Here is a 14,063-nt window from a genome sequence, read left to right on the forward strand (position 1 = left end):
GAGCCGGTGGGTGAGGGCGAACCGGGACGACGGGCCCGTCCGAGCTTACGCGAGGCCCCCGCGAGGGGCCGGGCCCCTGGCTCCGCTCCCGCCGGGCTCCGGGCTCGCACCGTGGGGGCGGACCGAGGGGGCCCGGCCTGCGGACGGCTCGACGAGTGCTTCGACTCCGTCCAGCATCCGCGCGAGCCCGAACTCGAAGAGGGTGCCGAGTTCGAGGTCGAACCGCTCGCCTTCGAAGAGGGTGGCCAGGGTCGGATAGGACCCGGCGGTCTGGATCATTTCCATCCGTGGCTCGTTGGAAGCCATCCATTCCTCGGGTGTCATGCCGGTGTCCTGCCGCGCTTGCGACTCCAGCTCCACGGCCGCCGCGACGCCCTGGGCGTATCCGAGAAGCGCGAGGTGGATGTGAATGACCTGGGTCGGTGTCAGCCCCAGGGGGGTCAGGGCGCTGAGGACCCGCTCGGTGTACCGCATCGCGTGGGGCGAGGCCATCGGCCGGGTGAGGGCGGCCATGGCTCGTGCCAGCCAGGGATGGCGCTGGTACAGGCCCCACAACCACCGCGCCTCCCGTTCCAGTCGCGCACGCCAGGCGTACGGTCGCGGCCCCGGCGGTTCTCCTGCGAACACCGTCTCCGACATCAGCCGTACGAGCTCGCCCTTGCTCGGGACGTGGCGGTAGAGCGCCATGGTGGAGACGCCGAAGTCGGTCGCGACCCGGCGCATGGAGAGTGCGGCGAGCCCTTCGGTGTCGGCGAGGGCGATCGCGGCGCGGATGATGCGGTCCCGGGTCAGTGCGTGAGCGGGAGCCGGCCGTTCGTGCCCCGACTCGGCCACGACGGTGCCGACACCGGGTACGGGCCGCACCAGACCCTCCTGGTTCAGGGCGGCGAGCGCCTTCGTCGCGGTCGCCATGGCGACCCCCCACTCCTGCGTGATCCGCCGGGTGGAAGGAACGCGGGCACCGGGCACGAGCTCGCCCGAGGTGATCCGCCGACGGATGTCGCCGGCGATGCGGAGGTAGGGCGGTTCCGTGTCCATGACCGCACTGTACTAGTGCACTTCACGGCATTCAGGCTGCTCGAAGCCCCGGAACGGCGCAGTGCACTAGGTGCCTGTTTGCGGCGTACGCCAGGGCCCCCGTTCCCTCCTGCTCATGGAGAACACACCGGCCCCCCGCGCGGGGCGCAAGGAATGGACCGCCCTCGGCGTCCTGATGCTGCCCCTGCTCCTCGTCTCGATGGACGTCTCGGTCCTGTACTTCGCGATCCCCTACATCAGCCGGGACCTGGAGCCCGGCGCGACGCAGCAGTTGTGGATCCTCGACATGTACGGCTTCGTCCTCGCCGGACTCCTCATCACCATGGGTGCGCTCGGCGACCGGATCGGCAGGCGCGCGCTGGTGCTCGCGGGAGCGGTGCTCTTCGGGGCGGCCTCGGTCGCGGCCGCGTACGCGCACACGGCCGAACTGCTCATCGCCGTACGCGCGCTGCTGGGACTCGGCGGCGCCGCCTTGATGCCCTCGACCCTGGCCCTGATCCGCAACCTCTTCCACGACGAGAAGCAGCGCGGCAAGGCGGTGACCCTGTGGACCGCCGTGATGACGACGGGCATTTCCCTGGGGCCCGTGGTCAGCGGTCTGCTGCTGGAGCACTTCTGGTGGGGCTCGGTCTTCCTGATCAACCTGCCCGCGATGGTGCTCCTGCTGGCGCTGGTGCCTTTCCTGGTACCGGAGTTCAAGTCGGCGCGGCGCGAGCGCTTCGACCTGCCGAGCGCGGCGCTGTCGCTCGGCGCCGTGCTGCTGGTCATCTACGGCATCAAGGAGTGGGCGCGGCACGGGTACGAGCCGCTGCCGGCCCTCGCCATCGGCGCGGGGTTCGTGCTCGGCTCCGTCTTCGTGCACCGGCAGAAGCACCTCGCGCATCCGGTGATCGACCTCGGCCTGCTCGGCCGGCGCACCTTCGGCGGACCGGTGTTCGCCAATCTCCTGGCGATGTTCGCCACGGTCGGGATGGCCGTCTTCCTCACCCAGTACCTGCAGTCCGTCCTCGGCCTGAGCCCGTTCACCGCCGCGCTGTGGAGCCTGGTACCGGCCGCCGGAGTGGCCGTCGCGGCCCCCGCCGGGGCCGTGCTCGCACAGCGCGTGGACCGTGCGGCCGTCAGGCGGCGGCTTCCTCCTCTCCGCCTGCGGGTTCCTCTGGCTGACCCAGGTGCGCACCGGCTCGGCGCTCTGGTTCACCCTCGCCGGCGTCTGCCTCTACGCGGGCGGGCTGGTCTGCGCCATGACCCTCGCCAACGAACTCGCCCTCGGCGCGGCCCCGCCGGAGCGCGCGGGATCGGCCGCGGCGGTCCTGGAGTCGGGCCAGGAGCTCGGTGGAGCCTTGGGCATGGCGATCCTCGGTTCCATCGGGGCGGCGGCCTACAGCCGCGACATGACGGACGCGCTGCCTCCTGGTGTGCCGCAAGCCGAAGCCGTACGCGAAACCCTCGGCGGCGCGACGGCCGCGGCGGCCCGGCTCCCCGAAGGGGTCGCGGACGGCGTACTGACGGCCGCGCGCGAGGCCTTCACCCACGGGATGAACATCGCGGCCGTCGGCGCGGCCGTCGTCATGGCGGGCGCCGCCCTCTTCTCCTTCACGTGGTTGAGGGGTGCGGGCACGGCGAGGCCCCCGGCGGAAAAATCCAGCGACCCGCGGCCCGCGTCCCTCGCCCCGTGACGGGCTGAGGCATCCGGCGGGTGGTCAGACGGGTGGTCAGAACTCGACCACCGAGCGGAGCACCTCGCCCCGCTCCATCCGTTCGAAGGCCGCCTCGACTCCGTCCAGGGCGATGCGCTCGGAGACGAACGCGTCGAGGTCGAGCCGGCCTTGCAGGTAGAGGTCGATGAGGAGCGGGAAGTCCCGCTCGGGCAGGCAGTCCCCGTACCAGGAGGACTTCAGGGCGCCGCCGCGCCCGAAGACGTCCAGCAGCGGGAGTTCGAGCCGCATCTCCGGTGTCGGGACGCCGACCAGCACCACGGTGCCGGCGAGGTCGCGCGCGTAGAACGCCTGCTTGTACGTCTCGGGGCGGCCGACGGCGTCGATGACCACGTCCGCGCCGTTCCCGCCGGTCAGCTCCTGGATGGCCTTGACCACGTCCACCGCGGTGCCGTTGACGGTGTGGGTGGCGCCGAGTCCCCGCGCCCACTCCAGCTTCCGGTCGTCCAGGTCGACGGCGATGATGCGGGAGGCTCCGGCCAGCTTGGCACCGGCGACGGCGGCGTTGCCCACTCCCCCGCAGCCGATGACGGCCACCGAGTCGCCGCGCCCGACGTTGCCCGTGTTCAGGGCGGCGCCCAGGCCGGCCATCACCCCGCAGCCGAGCAGGCCGGCGGCGGCCGGTGAGGCGGCGGGGTCCACCTTGGTGCACTGGCCGGCGGCGACCAGCGTCTTCTCGGCGAAGGCACCGATGCCGAGGGCCGGGGAGAGCGGGGTGCCGTCCTCCAGGGTCATGGGCTGGGTCGCGTTGTGCGTGGCGAAGCAGTACCAGGGGCGGCCGCGCTTGCAGGCCCGGCAGCTCCCGCACACCGCGCGCCAGTTGAGGACGACGAAGTCGCCGGGGGCGACGGAGGTGACGTCCGGGCCGACCGATTCGACGACCCCGGCCGCCTCGTGGCCGAGCAGGAAGGGGTACTCGTCGTTGATCCCGCCCTCCCGGTAGTGCAGGTCGGTGTGGCAGACCCCGCAGGCCTGGACCCGTACGAGCGCCTCGCCGGGGCCCGGGTCGGGCACGAGGATCGTCGTGGTCTCCACCGGTGCGCCCTTGCTCCGGGCGATGACCCCTCGTACGCGATGCGTCACGTGCTACCCCGATCTCGATCACGGTCTCGTCGACTGTAACCGGAGGTCCCTCGAGGGTTCCGCGAGGTTTCCGCCGGTCCGGCCAACGTACACGCGCTGTCCCGCGTGCGGGAGTTGCCCCGCGTCCCGGCGCGGTGTGCTGCCGCCGCGGCGCGCGGTGCCGGTGCGGTGCCGGTGCGGTGCCGGGCAGCGCACGAAAATCCCGTGTGGGGCCGGTGGGGCCGCTGGTCTAATGCACGGATGGACGAAGACCCGAACGCCGCGACCCCGCCCCGCGACCCCTGGCTCACGTACTTCGCCGACCGCGGGCACGCGGGTGTCCGCCGCATCGGCGCCGGCTCCGAGGGCGTCGTCTACGGGCTGGGCGGGGGCCGGGCCGCCAAGGTGTGGAGCGGTCGGCCTCCGGCCGGTCTCGATCTCACCCGCCAGGTGTACGCGGACATGGCACGGCATCAGCTGCCCTTCGCCACCCCGGAGATCTTCGACGTCGAGGACCACGGGGGCGTCCTGGTCACGTACGAGCGCGAGCTGCCGGGAAACCCGATGAGGATCGACTCCGCACACGCCGACTACGAGCGCGAGCTGCCCGCCCGGCAGAGCGAAGCACTGCTTTCCGTTCTGCGCGGCCTGGCCTCCGTCCCCGGCACCGAGGCGATGCGCCGGTTGACCGTCCAGGGTGACGACCGCCCGCTGTGGCGGGATCACGACTCCTTCCGCGACGCGCTCGCGGCCTTGGTCCACCGGGCCGCGGCCCGGCACGGCGACGCCCTGGCCGCCTGCGTACCGGACTTCGAGGCGGGAGTGGAACGGACGCACGAGGCCCTGCTCTCGCTCCCCGACGCCCCGGTGACGGCCATTCACGGCGACCTCGTCCCGCCCAACATCCACACCGACGCGGCCGGCCGGCCCGTCGCGGTGCTCGACTTCGGCTTCTGCACCACCGCGGGCGACCCGGCCTTCGAGGCCGCCGTGACCGCTGCCGTCTGGGACATGTACGGGCCGCACGCCGAGGAGCACACCGCGGAACTCACCGGGCTCTTCGCCCACGAGCTCGGCTACCCGCCGGCGACCCTCACCACCTATCGGGCCGCGTACGCGCTCATGACCTACGACCTCTTCGGCCTGGACGAACGTGACGGGCACTTCCGGTGGTGCGCGCGGCAGCTGCGCCGCAACGCCGTGTTCAACGGCGCACGGACTGTCTGATCGGCAAGCAACCCGCTAGTCCTCGGACAGTTCGGGCGGCAGCGACGTCCGCAGGGCCGCGCTGAAGGCGGCCACGGCGGGGTGGGTCGCGGCGCCGCTGCGGAAGGCCACGTTGGTACGGCGCTCCATGACCAGGCGGGTGAGCGAGACGGCGGGATCCGCGTTTCCGGTGATCCCGAGCTGCGGCACCACCGCCACGCCCTGGCCGGCCGCGACCAGGGCCAGTACGGTGGCGAACTCGTCCACCTGGTGGCGGATCCTCGGCAGGAACCCGGCGTCCTCGCAGGCCCGCACCGTCATGGCGTGGCAGAGCGTGCCGGGCGTGGCGGTGATCCAGGGCGCGTCGGCATGCGTACGGAGCAACGCGCGCTGCCCGGCTCCGCCAGTGCCGGCGGCTGCGGCCGGGGCGCCCCCGGCGGCCGTTTCCGCCGCGCCTCCGGAGGCCGCGGGCGCCCCCGGTGACGGCGTCGCCAGATACATCGCCTCGCGGTAGAGCGGGTCCGTGGCGAGTCCCGGCTCCTGCGGCGCGGGAACGAAGTCGTAGGCGTGGATCAGGGCCACGTCCAGGTCCCCGGCGCGCAGTGCGTGGGCGACCGCCGCCGGGTCGGTTTCGGACACCATCGGCTCCAGTCCCGGGTGCCGGCGGGCCAGCTCGGCCAGGGCCGCCGGAACGATGGCCCGGGTCGCGGTGGGGAAGGAGCCGATCCGCAGGGCGCCGGCCAGTCCGCCGCGCGCCTCCGCGAGCTCGGCGTCGGCCCGTTCCAGCAGTTCCAGCACCGCGTCGGCGTGCCGGACCAGGTTCTGGCCGGCGGGGGTGAGCCGGACCCGGCGCCCGGTGCGCTCCAGCAGCGGCAGACCGGCCTCGCGTTCGAGGACCGAGAGCTGCTGGGACACCGCCGAAGGGCTGAAGGAGAGCGCCTCGGCGACCGCGGCGATGGTCTCCCGGCGGGCGAGTTCGCGCAGCAGGCGCAGGCGTCGTACATCGAGCATCGGATCAGCTTACGGTTCGGATAAGAAACGCGAACTGGATTCGATGCTCGGAGCGGGCCAGGCTCGACCCATGACCCAGACGCCGAGCACGGCCACGTCCTCCCCCGCCGCCCACCGCCCGTTCGCCCCGCACGGGATCCACGTACCGCTGATCACCCCCTTCACCGCCGCCGGCGAGGTCGCCGCCGAGGCTCTGGAGGCGCTCGCGCACGAGGTGCTCGACGCGGGCGCCACCGGGATCGTGGCGCTGGGCACCACCGGCGAGCCGGCCGCCCTCGACGAAGCCGAGCGCGACCTCGTCACCGACGTCTGCGCCCGGGTCTGCCGGGAGCGCGGGGCGGCGCTGACCGTGGGCGCCGGGGCGAGCGGGACCCGGGCGGCCGAGGAGTCGCTCGGCCGGCTGAAGCGGTGGCCCGAGGCGCGGGCCGCGCTGGTGAGCGTGCCCGCGTTCGTACGGCCCTCCGGCGCCGGGGTACTGGCGCACTTCGAGCGGCTGGCGCGGGTGAGCCCCGTACCGCTGATCGTGTACCACGTCCCGTACCGGACCGGGCAGCCGCTGGACGCGGCCCTGCTGCGGGAGGTCGGGGCGCTGCCCGGGGTGGCCGCGGTGAAGTACGCGGTCGGCTCGCTCGACGGGGAGGCGGTGGCACTGCTCGGTGATCTGCCGGACGGTTTCGCGGTGTTGGCGGGCGACGACACCTTCCTGTCTCCCCTCCTCGCGCTCGGCGCGGCGGGCGGGGTCCTCGCGTCGGCCCATCTCGCGACGGCCCGGTTCACCGAACTCGCGACGGCCTGGCGGGCGGGCGAAGCGGTCCGGGCGCGCACCCTGGGCCACGCGCTGGCCCGGCTCTCCGCAACCCTCTTCGCCGAACCCAACCCGTCAGTGATCAAGGGGGTGTTGTACGCGCAGGGCCGTATTCCGACCCCGGACGTACGCCTCCCCCTGCTGCCCGCGAGCACGGAAGCGGTCGCGGCGGCTCAGCGGGAACTGGCGCAGCTGCCCTGACTCGCCCACCGACCGGGGGGCTCGCCATGAGCAGCAAGGCGCCCCCCGGGCGCGGGCCCCCTTGCGCGCACCACATCGTCCGGGGCCCGCTGCCCGGGATCGCCTCCCAGGAGGTCGGCGGCGGGCACCGGTGACGGTGACGGGTGTCGTCCCCGGTCACGTGAGGGTTCCCGCAGGACGCCCGCCACCGCGTGGTGCGGTGCGCTGCGCTGCGCTGCGGTGCGGTGCGGTGCGAGGAGATCGTCTGCACCAACGGGGACCGGCCGGGATCCATCCCGCGATGGACGAGGACGACACGATCACCTTCGAGGGCCGATTGACCCGGGATGGGCGATTCGCCGCCAACGGGCGGCTCGCCCGAATCGGCCCCGGCGACGGGCGACTTGCCCGTATTGGGCCGCCGCCCGCGGGCCCGTGATGTGAGTCACGCCGACGGCGTCAACATCATTTCCCCGCACGGGGCACTTCCCTTTTCCCGGTTGGATATTCGGGAATTCCCGGAGATCTTTTCAAGGTCATCCACCGGGGCGAATGCGGGAAGTTGATCTCCAGGGCGAATTCGTGTCTTGTTCCGGCCCGCCGGACTCGCCTACGGTCGCCTCGTTCCCGGTGGTAACAGCCGAATCCGGTCGCCGCCAGGGATCTCCCGTACCCCCCAGGTGAGGAATTCCGCCATGCCCGCACACGGAAAGCACCGCCGGCCGAAGCAGCACCACGCACTCACCCGCAAGCTGGCCCTCGCCGGTACGGGCGGTGCGGCGCTGGCCCTCCCGCTGATCAGCGCGACCACGGCCGGAGCGGCGGAGGCGACCCTCGCCCCGACGACGTACTCCGTGGTCAGCGGCGACACCCTGAGCAAGATCGCGGCCGAGCACTCCATCGGCGGCGGCTGGCAGAAGCTCTACGAGGCCAACAAGGGCATCGTCGGCGCCGACCCCTCGGCCATCCGCCCGGGCCTGAAGCTGAACCTCACCGCGGCCGCCGCGCCCGTCGCGGCCAAGGCCGCCAAGGCGCCCACCGGCTACGCGAACAACCTCGACGGCTGGATCCGCGAGTCCCTCGACGTCCTGGCCCAGCACGGAATTCCCGGCAGCTACGAAGGAATTCACCGCAACATCATGCGCGAATCCTCGGGGAATCCACTGGCCATCAACAACTGGGACTCCAACGCGGCGGCCGGCATCCCCTCCAAGGGGCTCCTCCAGGTGATCGACCCGACCTTCAAGGCCTATCACGTGCCCGGCACTTCGCTGGATTCGTACGACCCGGTCGCCAACATCACGGCCGCCTGCAATTACGCGGCGGCCCGCTACGGTTCGATCGACAACGTCAACGGCCCCTACTGAGCGAGTTCGCGGCAGGCACACGGGTCGCGTCGCCTCACTCCAGCCCGTAACGCCGCGCCGACTCCTCTTCCTGCGCCAGCCGGTGCAGGGCCTTCAGTACCGGCTGGACGAGGACGACCGCGGCCACCGCCGTCTCGACCTTCTCCTCCTCGGAGGCGTACGTCTCCATGAAGTCGAGGTCGTGCACGGCCGCTCGGTGCATCAGCTCGGCGTACGGAGCCATCCGCGGGGCGTCCCACGGATAGCCGAGCCGGATGAGGGTGGACACCGCCGATACGAGCGAACGGTGGACGGGGGACAGCTCCCCCACCTCCCGGGCCGTCGACCAGCCCAGCGTCTCCAGCAGCCGGTCCACCTCGCGCCGAGCGGTGATCACCGCCGGATCCTCGCCGTCCGGCTCGGGCGCCCGGGGAAGCGCCCACAGCGCCGCGCCGATCCGCATCGTCCGCCCCAGGGACTCGTCGTCCACGTGCGCGAGCACTTCCCGGGCCGTCGCGACCGGAATCCCGCCGACCTGGATCAGCGCGCGGACCAGCCGCAGCCGCCGCAGATGCCCCTCGTCGTAGTCGGCGGTGGTCGCACTGACCCGTCGCCCCGGCGCCAGCAGCCCTTCGCGCAGGTAGTACTTGATGGTCGCCGTGGAGACGCCACTGCGCTCGCTCAACTCCGCCAGCCGCATCCCGTGGACCTTTCCTTGGAGAGCACAGCTATCCAATTGTGCACGGACGGCACGGTTGGCAGGGCCGGGACGGCGACCGTGCTCCGCCTCTCCTGCCGTCAGCTCCGGTAGACCTTCTTGACCTTGAAGTCGGTGCCGGCGAGGACGTAGCCGCCCTGTCCGTACTCGTCGTTCAGGTAGGGCCGGACCGCGGGTGCGTTCATCCAGGGCGAGACGTTGAGATAGCGGAAGCTCGGGTTGTCGACGCCGAGCTCCTTCGTCGACTGGGCCATCAGGGCGGGGAGGGCGTCCCAGTCCAGCACGGCCATGTCCATGAGCGGCGCGTCGGGCTTCACCGTGCCGGACGGTCCGGTGCGCTTGGCGACGCCGCCGCGGTACTGCCAGGAGTCGACGGTCCTGGCTCCGGGCGCGGTGGGAATGTCGGCGAGCACGTACTCGTCGTAGACCTTCATGTCGACGAAGGTGGTGGTGCCCGTCTGCTGCTTGAAGGCCTCGATGGCGGTACGGATGTTGGCCGGGTCGATCAGACTGCCCTTGGGCGGGGTGACCGGCTTCGGCGTGCTCGCCTTCGGAGTGGGCGCGGGGGTCAGGACCACGGCGGTGCCCTGGGCCGGGGAGGCCGGACCGGAAACGGACGGGGTGCCGGAGGACTTGGCGTCCCCGCTCTTGCCCGAGCCGTCGCCCGCGTTCCCGTCGGGCAGCCAGTTGACGAGGCCGACGACCCCGGCGGTCAGGACCACCGCGAGGAGTCCGGCGAGCAGGGCGGGCCGTCGGCGCCGGCGCGGGACGGGCGGCGGCGGCGGGAAGGCCACGGGGACGGTGGACGCGTACGGGTTGCCTGCGCCCGGAACGAACGGCGTCGGCATGGGCGTCGGCGACTGGACGTGCGTCGCCGGTACGGGGCCCAGGCCGAGACCGGCGGCCGGGGTCGCCGGTCCGAAGCTCCCGAGGGCGGTCGGCGGTACCACCGGGGCCGCGCCTCCGAGAGCACTGCTCGCACCGCGGAGCAGCGCTTCCAGCTCCTCGGCGTCGGGCCGCACGGCCAGGTCCCGTACCAGCAGCCGTTCCAGTACGGGTCCCAGCGGGCCGGACCGGACCGGCGCGGGGATCGGCTCGTCGAGCACCGCGACCACGGTGGCCAGGCTGGTGGCCCGGCGCAGCGGGTGCACCCCCTCGGCGGCCACGTACAGCAGCATCCCCAGGGACCACAGGTCGGAGGCGGCCAGCCCCTCCGCGCCGCGCGCCCGCTCGGGCGCTATGTATTCCGGCGACCCGATCAGGGCTCCGGTCGAGGTCAGCCCGGTCGCGCCGTGCAGGGCGGCGATCCCGAAGTCGGTGAGCACCGCGGAGCCGCCCGGCCGCAGGAGCACGTTGGCCGGTTTCACGTCACGGTGCAGCACGCCCTCCGCGTGCGCGGCGCGCAGCGCGGAGAGCAGGTCGAGCCCGAGGCGCAGCACGTCCGCCACCGGCATCGGCCCGCCCTCCAGGCGGTCGGCCAGGGAACCGCCCCTGACCAGCTCCATCACGATCCACGGATGGCCGTCGGAGCCGGGCTCGGGCTCCACGATGTGGTGGATGGTGACCACGTTCGGGTGGGCGAGCCGGGCGAGGGCCCGGGCCTCGCGGACGGCGCGTTCGCGCAGTTGGACGACGAGCCCGGGCTGGGCGGCGGCGGTCGCCGGGTCCGGCGGCCGCACCTCCTTGAGTGCGACCTCCCGGTCCAGCGCGATGTCGCGGGCGAGCCACACCGTCCCCATCCCGCCACTGCCCAGGGGACGGGCGAGTTCGAATCGCCCGTCGATCAACCGTCTGCCGGCCTCACTGCTGTCCATGGCCGGTCATCGTAGGCGCCGCCACCGACGCCGGTGCACCCGTACCGGGACGTGGACAACACGAACCCCGGCCCGCGTGCCGGGCACGGCCCCGGGCCGGGGCGCGTGGCCGGCACGCGGCGTGGGTAGTGTGCCTGCCCGATGTCCCCGAGGGGCCGAGGCCCGGACGGAGGTGGAACGGGGTCCGAGTGGCTCCCGCCCGCCGAGTACGTCAAGACCATCCCCCGGGCGACCGCTTACGCCTGCCTCTACTTCACCGACCCCAACGGCCGCCCGGTACAGCTGCGTGCGACGTACGCCACGGAGACCTGGCAGTGGCCGGGCGGGAACATGGACCACGGCGAGACGCCCTGGGAGTGCGCGCTCCGGGAGTGCCTGGAGGAGACGGGCATCGCCTTCGGGGGCGAGCGCAAGCTGTTGGGCACGCAGTTCCTCGCCCACCGGGGCGAGTCCTGGCCCGCGAACCACATCGGCTTCATCTTCGACGGCGGCACCCTCACCGAGGACCAGATCGCCGCCATCGTCCTCGACCCCGAGGAACACAGCGAGGTACGGGTGCACTCGGTGCGGGAGTGGGAGGCCCTCATGACCCCGTCGAACTTCGCCCGCCTACGGGAGATCGACGCGGCCCGCCGTACCGGCACGGTGGCCTACATGGAGGTCTGACCCACGGCCCCCTGCCCCCTGCCCACGGCCCGCCGGCCCGGCGGTCAGTTTCGGGAGTTGCCGAAGAGGAGGCGGTAGGCGATCAGGAGGACCAGGGAGCCCGCGATGGCGGAGCCCCAGGTGGCGAGGTCGAAGAAGTCGTTCTGGATCGACCGGTCCAGGAACTTCGCCGAGAGCCAGCCGCCGGTGAAGGCGCCGGCGATGCCGATGAGGGTGGTGCCGATCAGACCGCCCGGGTCACGGCCGGGCAGCAGGACCTTGGCGATCCCGCCCGCCAGCAGTCCGAGGATGATCCAGCCGATGATGCCCATGCCCGTTCACTCCGCTTCGATGTGCGCGCGTCTTCGTGCGCGCGACGTCCGTTCAAGTCTCACAGGAGGAGACGCGTGAACAGGCGAAACGGTTCTCAGCCATGCCGCCGGGGCACGGGGGCGGACCGGAGGGCGGCCGCCATCGCCAAGCCCAGCAGCCCCGCTCCCGCCACGCCCGCCGCCAGGAATCCGCCCCGGGAGCGCCGGGACAGCACCGACCACGTCGACTGGGCGGAGGCGAACGAGCCCGCGCTCAGCACGGATCCCACCGAGGCGGCCGACAGCGCCGAGCCGATCGAGCCGACCGACAGCACGCTGCCGACCGATCCGATCGACAGGATCGATCCCACCGAACCGATGGACAGGATCGAGCCCTTGGAGCGGAGCGAGAGGAACGAACCGTCGTCGGCAGCCATGCGGCTCATGCTGCCACACCGGCCATCGGCGCGGCCTGGGGCGCGGCGACCACCGTCTGCTGCGGGGTCCGGGTGAGCAGCAGCACGCCCCGGGCCGCCGCGAGCGCTCCCGCCACTGCCAACAGGACTCCGAGGGCACCGCCTTGGATGCGTTCGCCGAGGAGGATCATCCCGATCGCGGCCGCGGCCAGCGGGTTGGTCAGGTTGACCACCGCGAGCGGGGCGCCCAGCCCGCCCCGGTAGGCCCGCTGGGACAGGAGCATCCCGCCGACCGCGAAGACCACCACGAGCAGGGCCACCGACACGACCCGGACGCTGAGCAGGGAGCCGCCGCGGCCACCCGCCACGGCGACGGTCTGGGTCAGGGCGGAGGCGGCCGCGGAGGCCAGCCCGGACGCCGTCGCGTGGCGCAGCCCCGAGCGGGTGTCGGTCCGTACCGTCAGCAGCATGATCACCGCGGCCGTGGCTCCGGAGACGGCGAGCGCCTCGGCCAGGGTCAGGGTCTCGTCGGGGGACGGGCCGGAGGCGGGCAGCAGGAGCAGGCCGAGGCCGACCACGGTGGCCAGGGTGCCGCGCCACTCGCTGGCCACGACCCGCCGCCCGGCGCCGCGGGCGCCCAGCGGTACGGCGGCGACGAGGGTGAGCGCGCCGAGCGGCTGGACCAGCGTGAGCGGCCCGTACCGCAGTGCGGCGGCGTGCAGGAGCGCGGCGGCGGCGTTCAGGCCCGCCGACCACCACCAGGCGCCGTTGCCGAGCAGGGCCGCGGTGCTGCGGGCGACCGCGCGGCGGGCGAGGCGTTCCTGGGCGACGGCGGCGGCCGCGTAGGTGACGGCCGCGGCGAGGCAGAGCAGGACGGCGAGGAGCGTGGAGTTCACCGGACCGCTCCTACGGGCGCCATGGGATCCGTGGCTGCCGCACCGGCGCCCGCCCCCGGACCCGCACCCGCCTGCCGTGGCACCGGCAGCGCGGGCCGGCCCGGCACGCTCCGCCGGGCGACGAGCGAGCGGCCGGCCGGGCGCGGGACCAGCAGCAGGGCGGCCCCGAGCAGCAGCGTGGCCACGATGGCGTCGAGCCAGTAGTGGTTGGCCGTGCCGACGACCACGAGCAGGGTCACCAGCGGGTGCAGCAGCCACAGGGCGCGCCACCGCGAGGAGGTCGCCGCGATCATGCCCAGAGCCAGCATCAGCGCCCAGCCGAAGTGCAGGGAGGGCATCGCGGCGAACTGGTTGGCCATGGTGTCGGCGGCGGGCGCGGCCCCGTAGACGGTCGGTCCGTAGACCTGACCGGTGTCGACCAGGTGGGCCGCGCCCAGCATCCGCGGGGGTGCGAGGGGGAAGGCCAGGTGGATGACGAGGGCGGCGCCGGTCAGGACGGCCAGGACCCGGCGGGTCCAGAGGTAGTGCGCGGGGCGGCGCAGGTAGAGCCAGACGAGGAAGAGCACCGTGGCGGGGAAGTGCACGGCCGCGTAGTAGGTGTTCGCGGTGTGCACGAGGGCGTCGCTGTGCAGGAGCAGTCGCTGGACCAGGCCTTCGCCGGGCAGGTGCAGGGTGCGTTCGGCGTCCCAGACCCGGGCGGCGTTGCGGAAGGCCTCCTCCGTGCGGCCGGTGGCGAGCGTACGGCCGAACTTGTAGACGGCGAAGAGGCCCACGACGAGCAGGAGCTCGCGTATGAGGCGGCGGCGGGGGCCCGGCCCCGCGCCGGCCCCGGCGGGTGTGGTGTGGGAGGTCATCCCCCGGTCTCGCTTCCTGTACAGCTGCACGGCTCTCAATCGACAC

At 73.1% G+C, this 14,063-nt stretch carries 13 protein-coding genes and 1 pseudogene; 5 read left to right on the forward strand and 9 right to left on the reverse strand.

What is annotated here, in order from left to right; all coding sequences use genetic code 11:
- Window positions 1-45 precede the first annotated feature (45 nt).
- Window positions 46-1,038: a TetR/AcrR family transcriptional regulator C-terminal domain-containing protein gene (locus tag OHA37_RS03210; RefSeq protein ID WP_266902228.1), complete on the reverse strand. Its 993-nt coding sequence runs from the start codon at window positions 1,036-1,038 to the stop codon at window positions 46-48.
- Between the two features lie 115 nt (window positions 1,039-1,153).
- On the opposite strand from OHA37_RS03210, the pseudogene OHA37_RS03215 reads away from it, so the two are divergent.
- Window positions 1,154-2,714 (forward strand): annotated as a pseudogene (locus tag OHA37_RS03215) (MFS transporter).
- 36 nt (window positions 2,715-2,750) lie between these two features.
- On the opposite strand, the gene OHA37_RS03220 reads toward OHA37_RS03215, so the two are convergent.
- Window positions 2,751-3,836, reverse strand: a complete 1,086-nt coding sequence (locus OHA37_RS03220) for an S-(hydroxymethyl)mycothiol dehydrogenase (protein ID WP_266902230.1) — start codon at window positions 3,834-3,836, stop codon at window positions 2,751-2,753.
- A gap of 240 nt (window positions 3,837-4,076) precedes the next feature.
- Between OHA37_RS03220 and OHA37_RS03225 the strand changes: the two genes are divergently transcribed.
- On the forward strand, window positions 4,077-5,042 hold the full coding sequence (locus OHA37_RS03225) for an aminoglycoside phosphotransferase family protein (RefSeq protein WP_266902232.1): 966 nt from the start codon (window positions 4,077-4,079) through the stop codon (window positions 5,040-5,042).
- Between the two features lie 15 nt (window positions 5,043-5,057).
- Here the strand turns inward: OHA37_RS03225 and OHA37_RS03230 are convergent, their stop codons facing one another.
- The gene (locus tag OHA37_RS03230) at window positions 5,058-6,032 is read right to left on the reverse strand and encodes a LysR family transcriptional regulator (RefSeq protein WP_266902233.1); all 975 of its coding nucleotides are present in this window, start codon (window positions 6,030-6,032) and stop codon (window positions 5,058-5,060) included.
- Window positions 6,033-6,102: 70 nt separating this feature from the next.
- On the opposite strand from OHA37_RS03230, the gene OHA37_RS03235 reads away from it, so the two are divergent.
- Both OHA37_RS03235 and OHA37_RS03240 read left to right on the forward strand, forming a co-directional pair.
- A complete protein-coding gene (locus tag OHA37_RS03235; RefSeq protein WP_266902234.1) occupies window positions 6,103-7,038 on the forward strand; it encodes a dihydrodipicolinate synthase family protein in 936 nt (311 codons plus the stop codon).
- Window positions 7,039-7,712: 674 nt separating this feature from the next.
- Window positions 7,713-8,384, forward strand: coding sequence for a LysM peptidoglycan-binding domain-containing protein (locus OHA37_RS03240; protein WP_266902236.1), 672 nt, complete (start codon window positions 7,713-7,715; stop codon window positions 8,382-8,384).
- A 34-nt stretch (window positions 8,385-8,418) separates the two neighbouring features.
- Here the strand turns inward: OHA37_RS03240 and OHA37_RS03245 are convergent, their stop codons facing one another.
- Together OHA37_RS03245 and OHA37_RS03250 are read right to left on the reverse strand one after the other, a co-directional pair.
- A complete protein-coding gene (locus OHA37_RS03245) occupies window positions 8,419-9,063 on the reverse strand; it encodes a MerR family transcriptional regulator (RefSeq protein WP_266902238.1) in 645 nt (214 codons plus the stop codon).
- A 98-nt stretch (window positions 9,064-9,161) separates the two neighbouring features.
- Complete coding sequence (locus tag OHA37_RS03250; RefSeq protein WP_266902240.1) at window positions 9,162-10,895, reverse strand: serine/threonine-protein kinase; 1,734 nt, start codon at window positions 10,893-10,895, stop codon at window positions 9,162-9,164.
- 141 nt (window positions 10,896-11,036) lie between these two features.
- On the opposite strand from OHA37_RS03250, the gene OHA37_RS03255 reads away from it, so the two are divergent.
- Window positions 11,037-11,561: an NUDIX domain-containing protein gene (locus tag OHA37_RS03255; protein ID WP_266902242.1), complete on the forward strand. Its 525-nt coding sequence runs from the start codon at window positions 11,037-11,039 to the stop codon at window positions 11,559-11,561.
- Between the two features lie 44 nt (window positions 11,562-11,605).
- Here the strand turns inward: OHA37_RS03255 and OHA37_RS03260 are convergent, their stop codons facing one another.
- The 4 genes from OHA37_RS03260 to OHA37_RS03275 all read right to left on the reverse strand — a co-directional run bounded on the left by OHA37_RS03260 (window position 11,606) and on the right by OHA37_RS03275 (window position 14,017).
- Window positions 11,606-11,872, reverse strand: coding sequence for a GlsB/YeaQ/YmgE family stress response membrane protein (locus tag OHA37_RS03260; protein WP_266902244.1), 267 nt, complete (start codon window positions 11,870-11,872; stop codon window positions 11,606-11,608).
- Between the two features lie 95 nt (window positions 11,873-11,967).
- Window positions 11,968-12,288 (reverse strand): hypothetical protein, encoded by a 321-nt coding sequence (locus tag OHA37_RS03265; protein WP_443046103.1) that lies wholly within the window; start codon window positions 12,286-12,288, stop codon window positions 11,968-11,970.
- Window positions 12,289-12,293: 5 nt separating this feature from the next.
- Window positions 12,294-13,163 carry a hypothetical protein gene (locus OHA37_RS03270; RefSeq protein WP_266902248.1) on the reverse strand — a complete coding sequence of 290 codons (870 nt, stop codon included), beginning with the start codon at window positions 13,161-13,163 and terminating at the stop codon, window positions 12,294-12,296.
- Complete coding sequence (locus OHA37_RS03275) at window positions 13,160-14,017, reverse strand: phosphatase PAP2 family protein (RefSeq protein WP_266902250.1); 858 nt, start codon at window positions 14,015-14,017, stop codon at window positions 13,160-13,162. Before OHA37_RS03275 ends, OHA37_RS03270 begins: the two co-directional genes overlap by 4 nt.
- Window positions 14,018-14,063 lie beyond the last annotated feature (46 nt).

The sequence above is a fragment of the Streptomyces sp. NBC_00335 genome (assembly GCF_036127095.1).
GTDB lineage: Bacteria > Actinomycetota > Actinomycetes > Streptomycetales > Streptomycetaceae > Streptomyces.

Bases quoted from the DNA above. Each gene is read 5' to 3' on its own strand.
- OHA37_RS03265 (WP_443046103.1), bottom strand. From the start codon at position 12,288: ATGGCTGCCGACGACGGTTCGTTCCTCTCGCTCCGCTCCAAGGGCTCG.
- OHA37_RS03260 (WP_266902244.1), bottom strand. From the start codon at position 11,872: ATGGGCATCATCGGCTGGATCATCCTCGGACTGCTGGCGGGCGGGATC.
- OHA37_RS03240 (WP_266902236.1), top strand. From the start codon at position 7,713: ATGCCCGCACACGGAAAGCACCGCCGGCCGAAGCAGCACCACGCACTC.
- OHA37_RS03210 (WP_266902228.1), bottom strand. From the start codon at position 1,038: ATGGACACGGAACCGCCCTACCTCCGCATCGCCGGCGACATCCGTCGG.
- OHA37_RS03230 (WP_266902233.1), bottom strand. From the start codon at position 6,032: ATGCTCGATGTACGACGCCTGCGCCTGCTGCGCGAACTCGCCCGCCGG.
- OHA37_RS03225 (WP_266902232.1), top strand. From the start codon at position 4,077: ATGGACGAAGACCCGAACGCCGCGACCCCGCCCCGCGACCCCTGGCTC.
- OHA37_RS03245 (WP_266902238.1), bottom strand. From the start codon at position 9,063: ATGCGGCTGGCGGAGTTGAGCGAGCGCAGTGGCGTCTCCACGGCGACC.
- OHA37_RS03250 (WP_266902240.1), bottom strand. From the start codon at position 10,895: ATGGACAGCAGTGAGGCCGGCAGACGGTTGATCGACGGGCGATTCGAA.
- OHA37_RS03275 (WP_266902250.1), bottom strand. From the start codon at position 14,017: ATGACCTCCCACACCACACCCGCCGGGGCCGGCGCGGGGCCGGGCCCC.
- OHA37_RS03255 (WP_266902242.1), top strand. From the start codon at position 11,037: ATGTCCCCGAGGGGCCGAGGCCCGGACGGAGGTGGAACGGGGTCCGAG.
- OHA37_RS03235 (WP_266902234.1), top strand. From the start codon at position 6,103: ATGACCCAGACGCCGAGCACGGCCACGTCCTCCCCCGCCGCCCACCGC.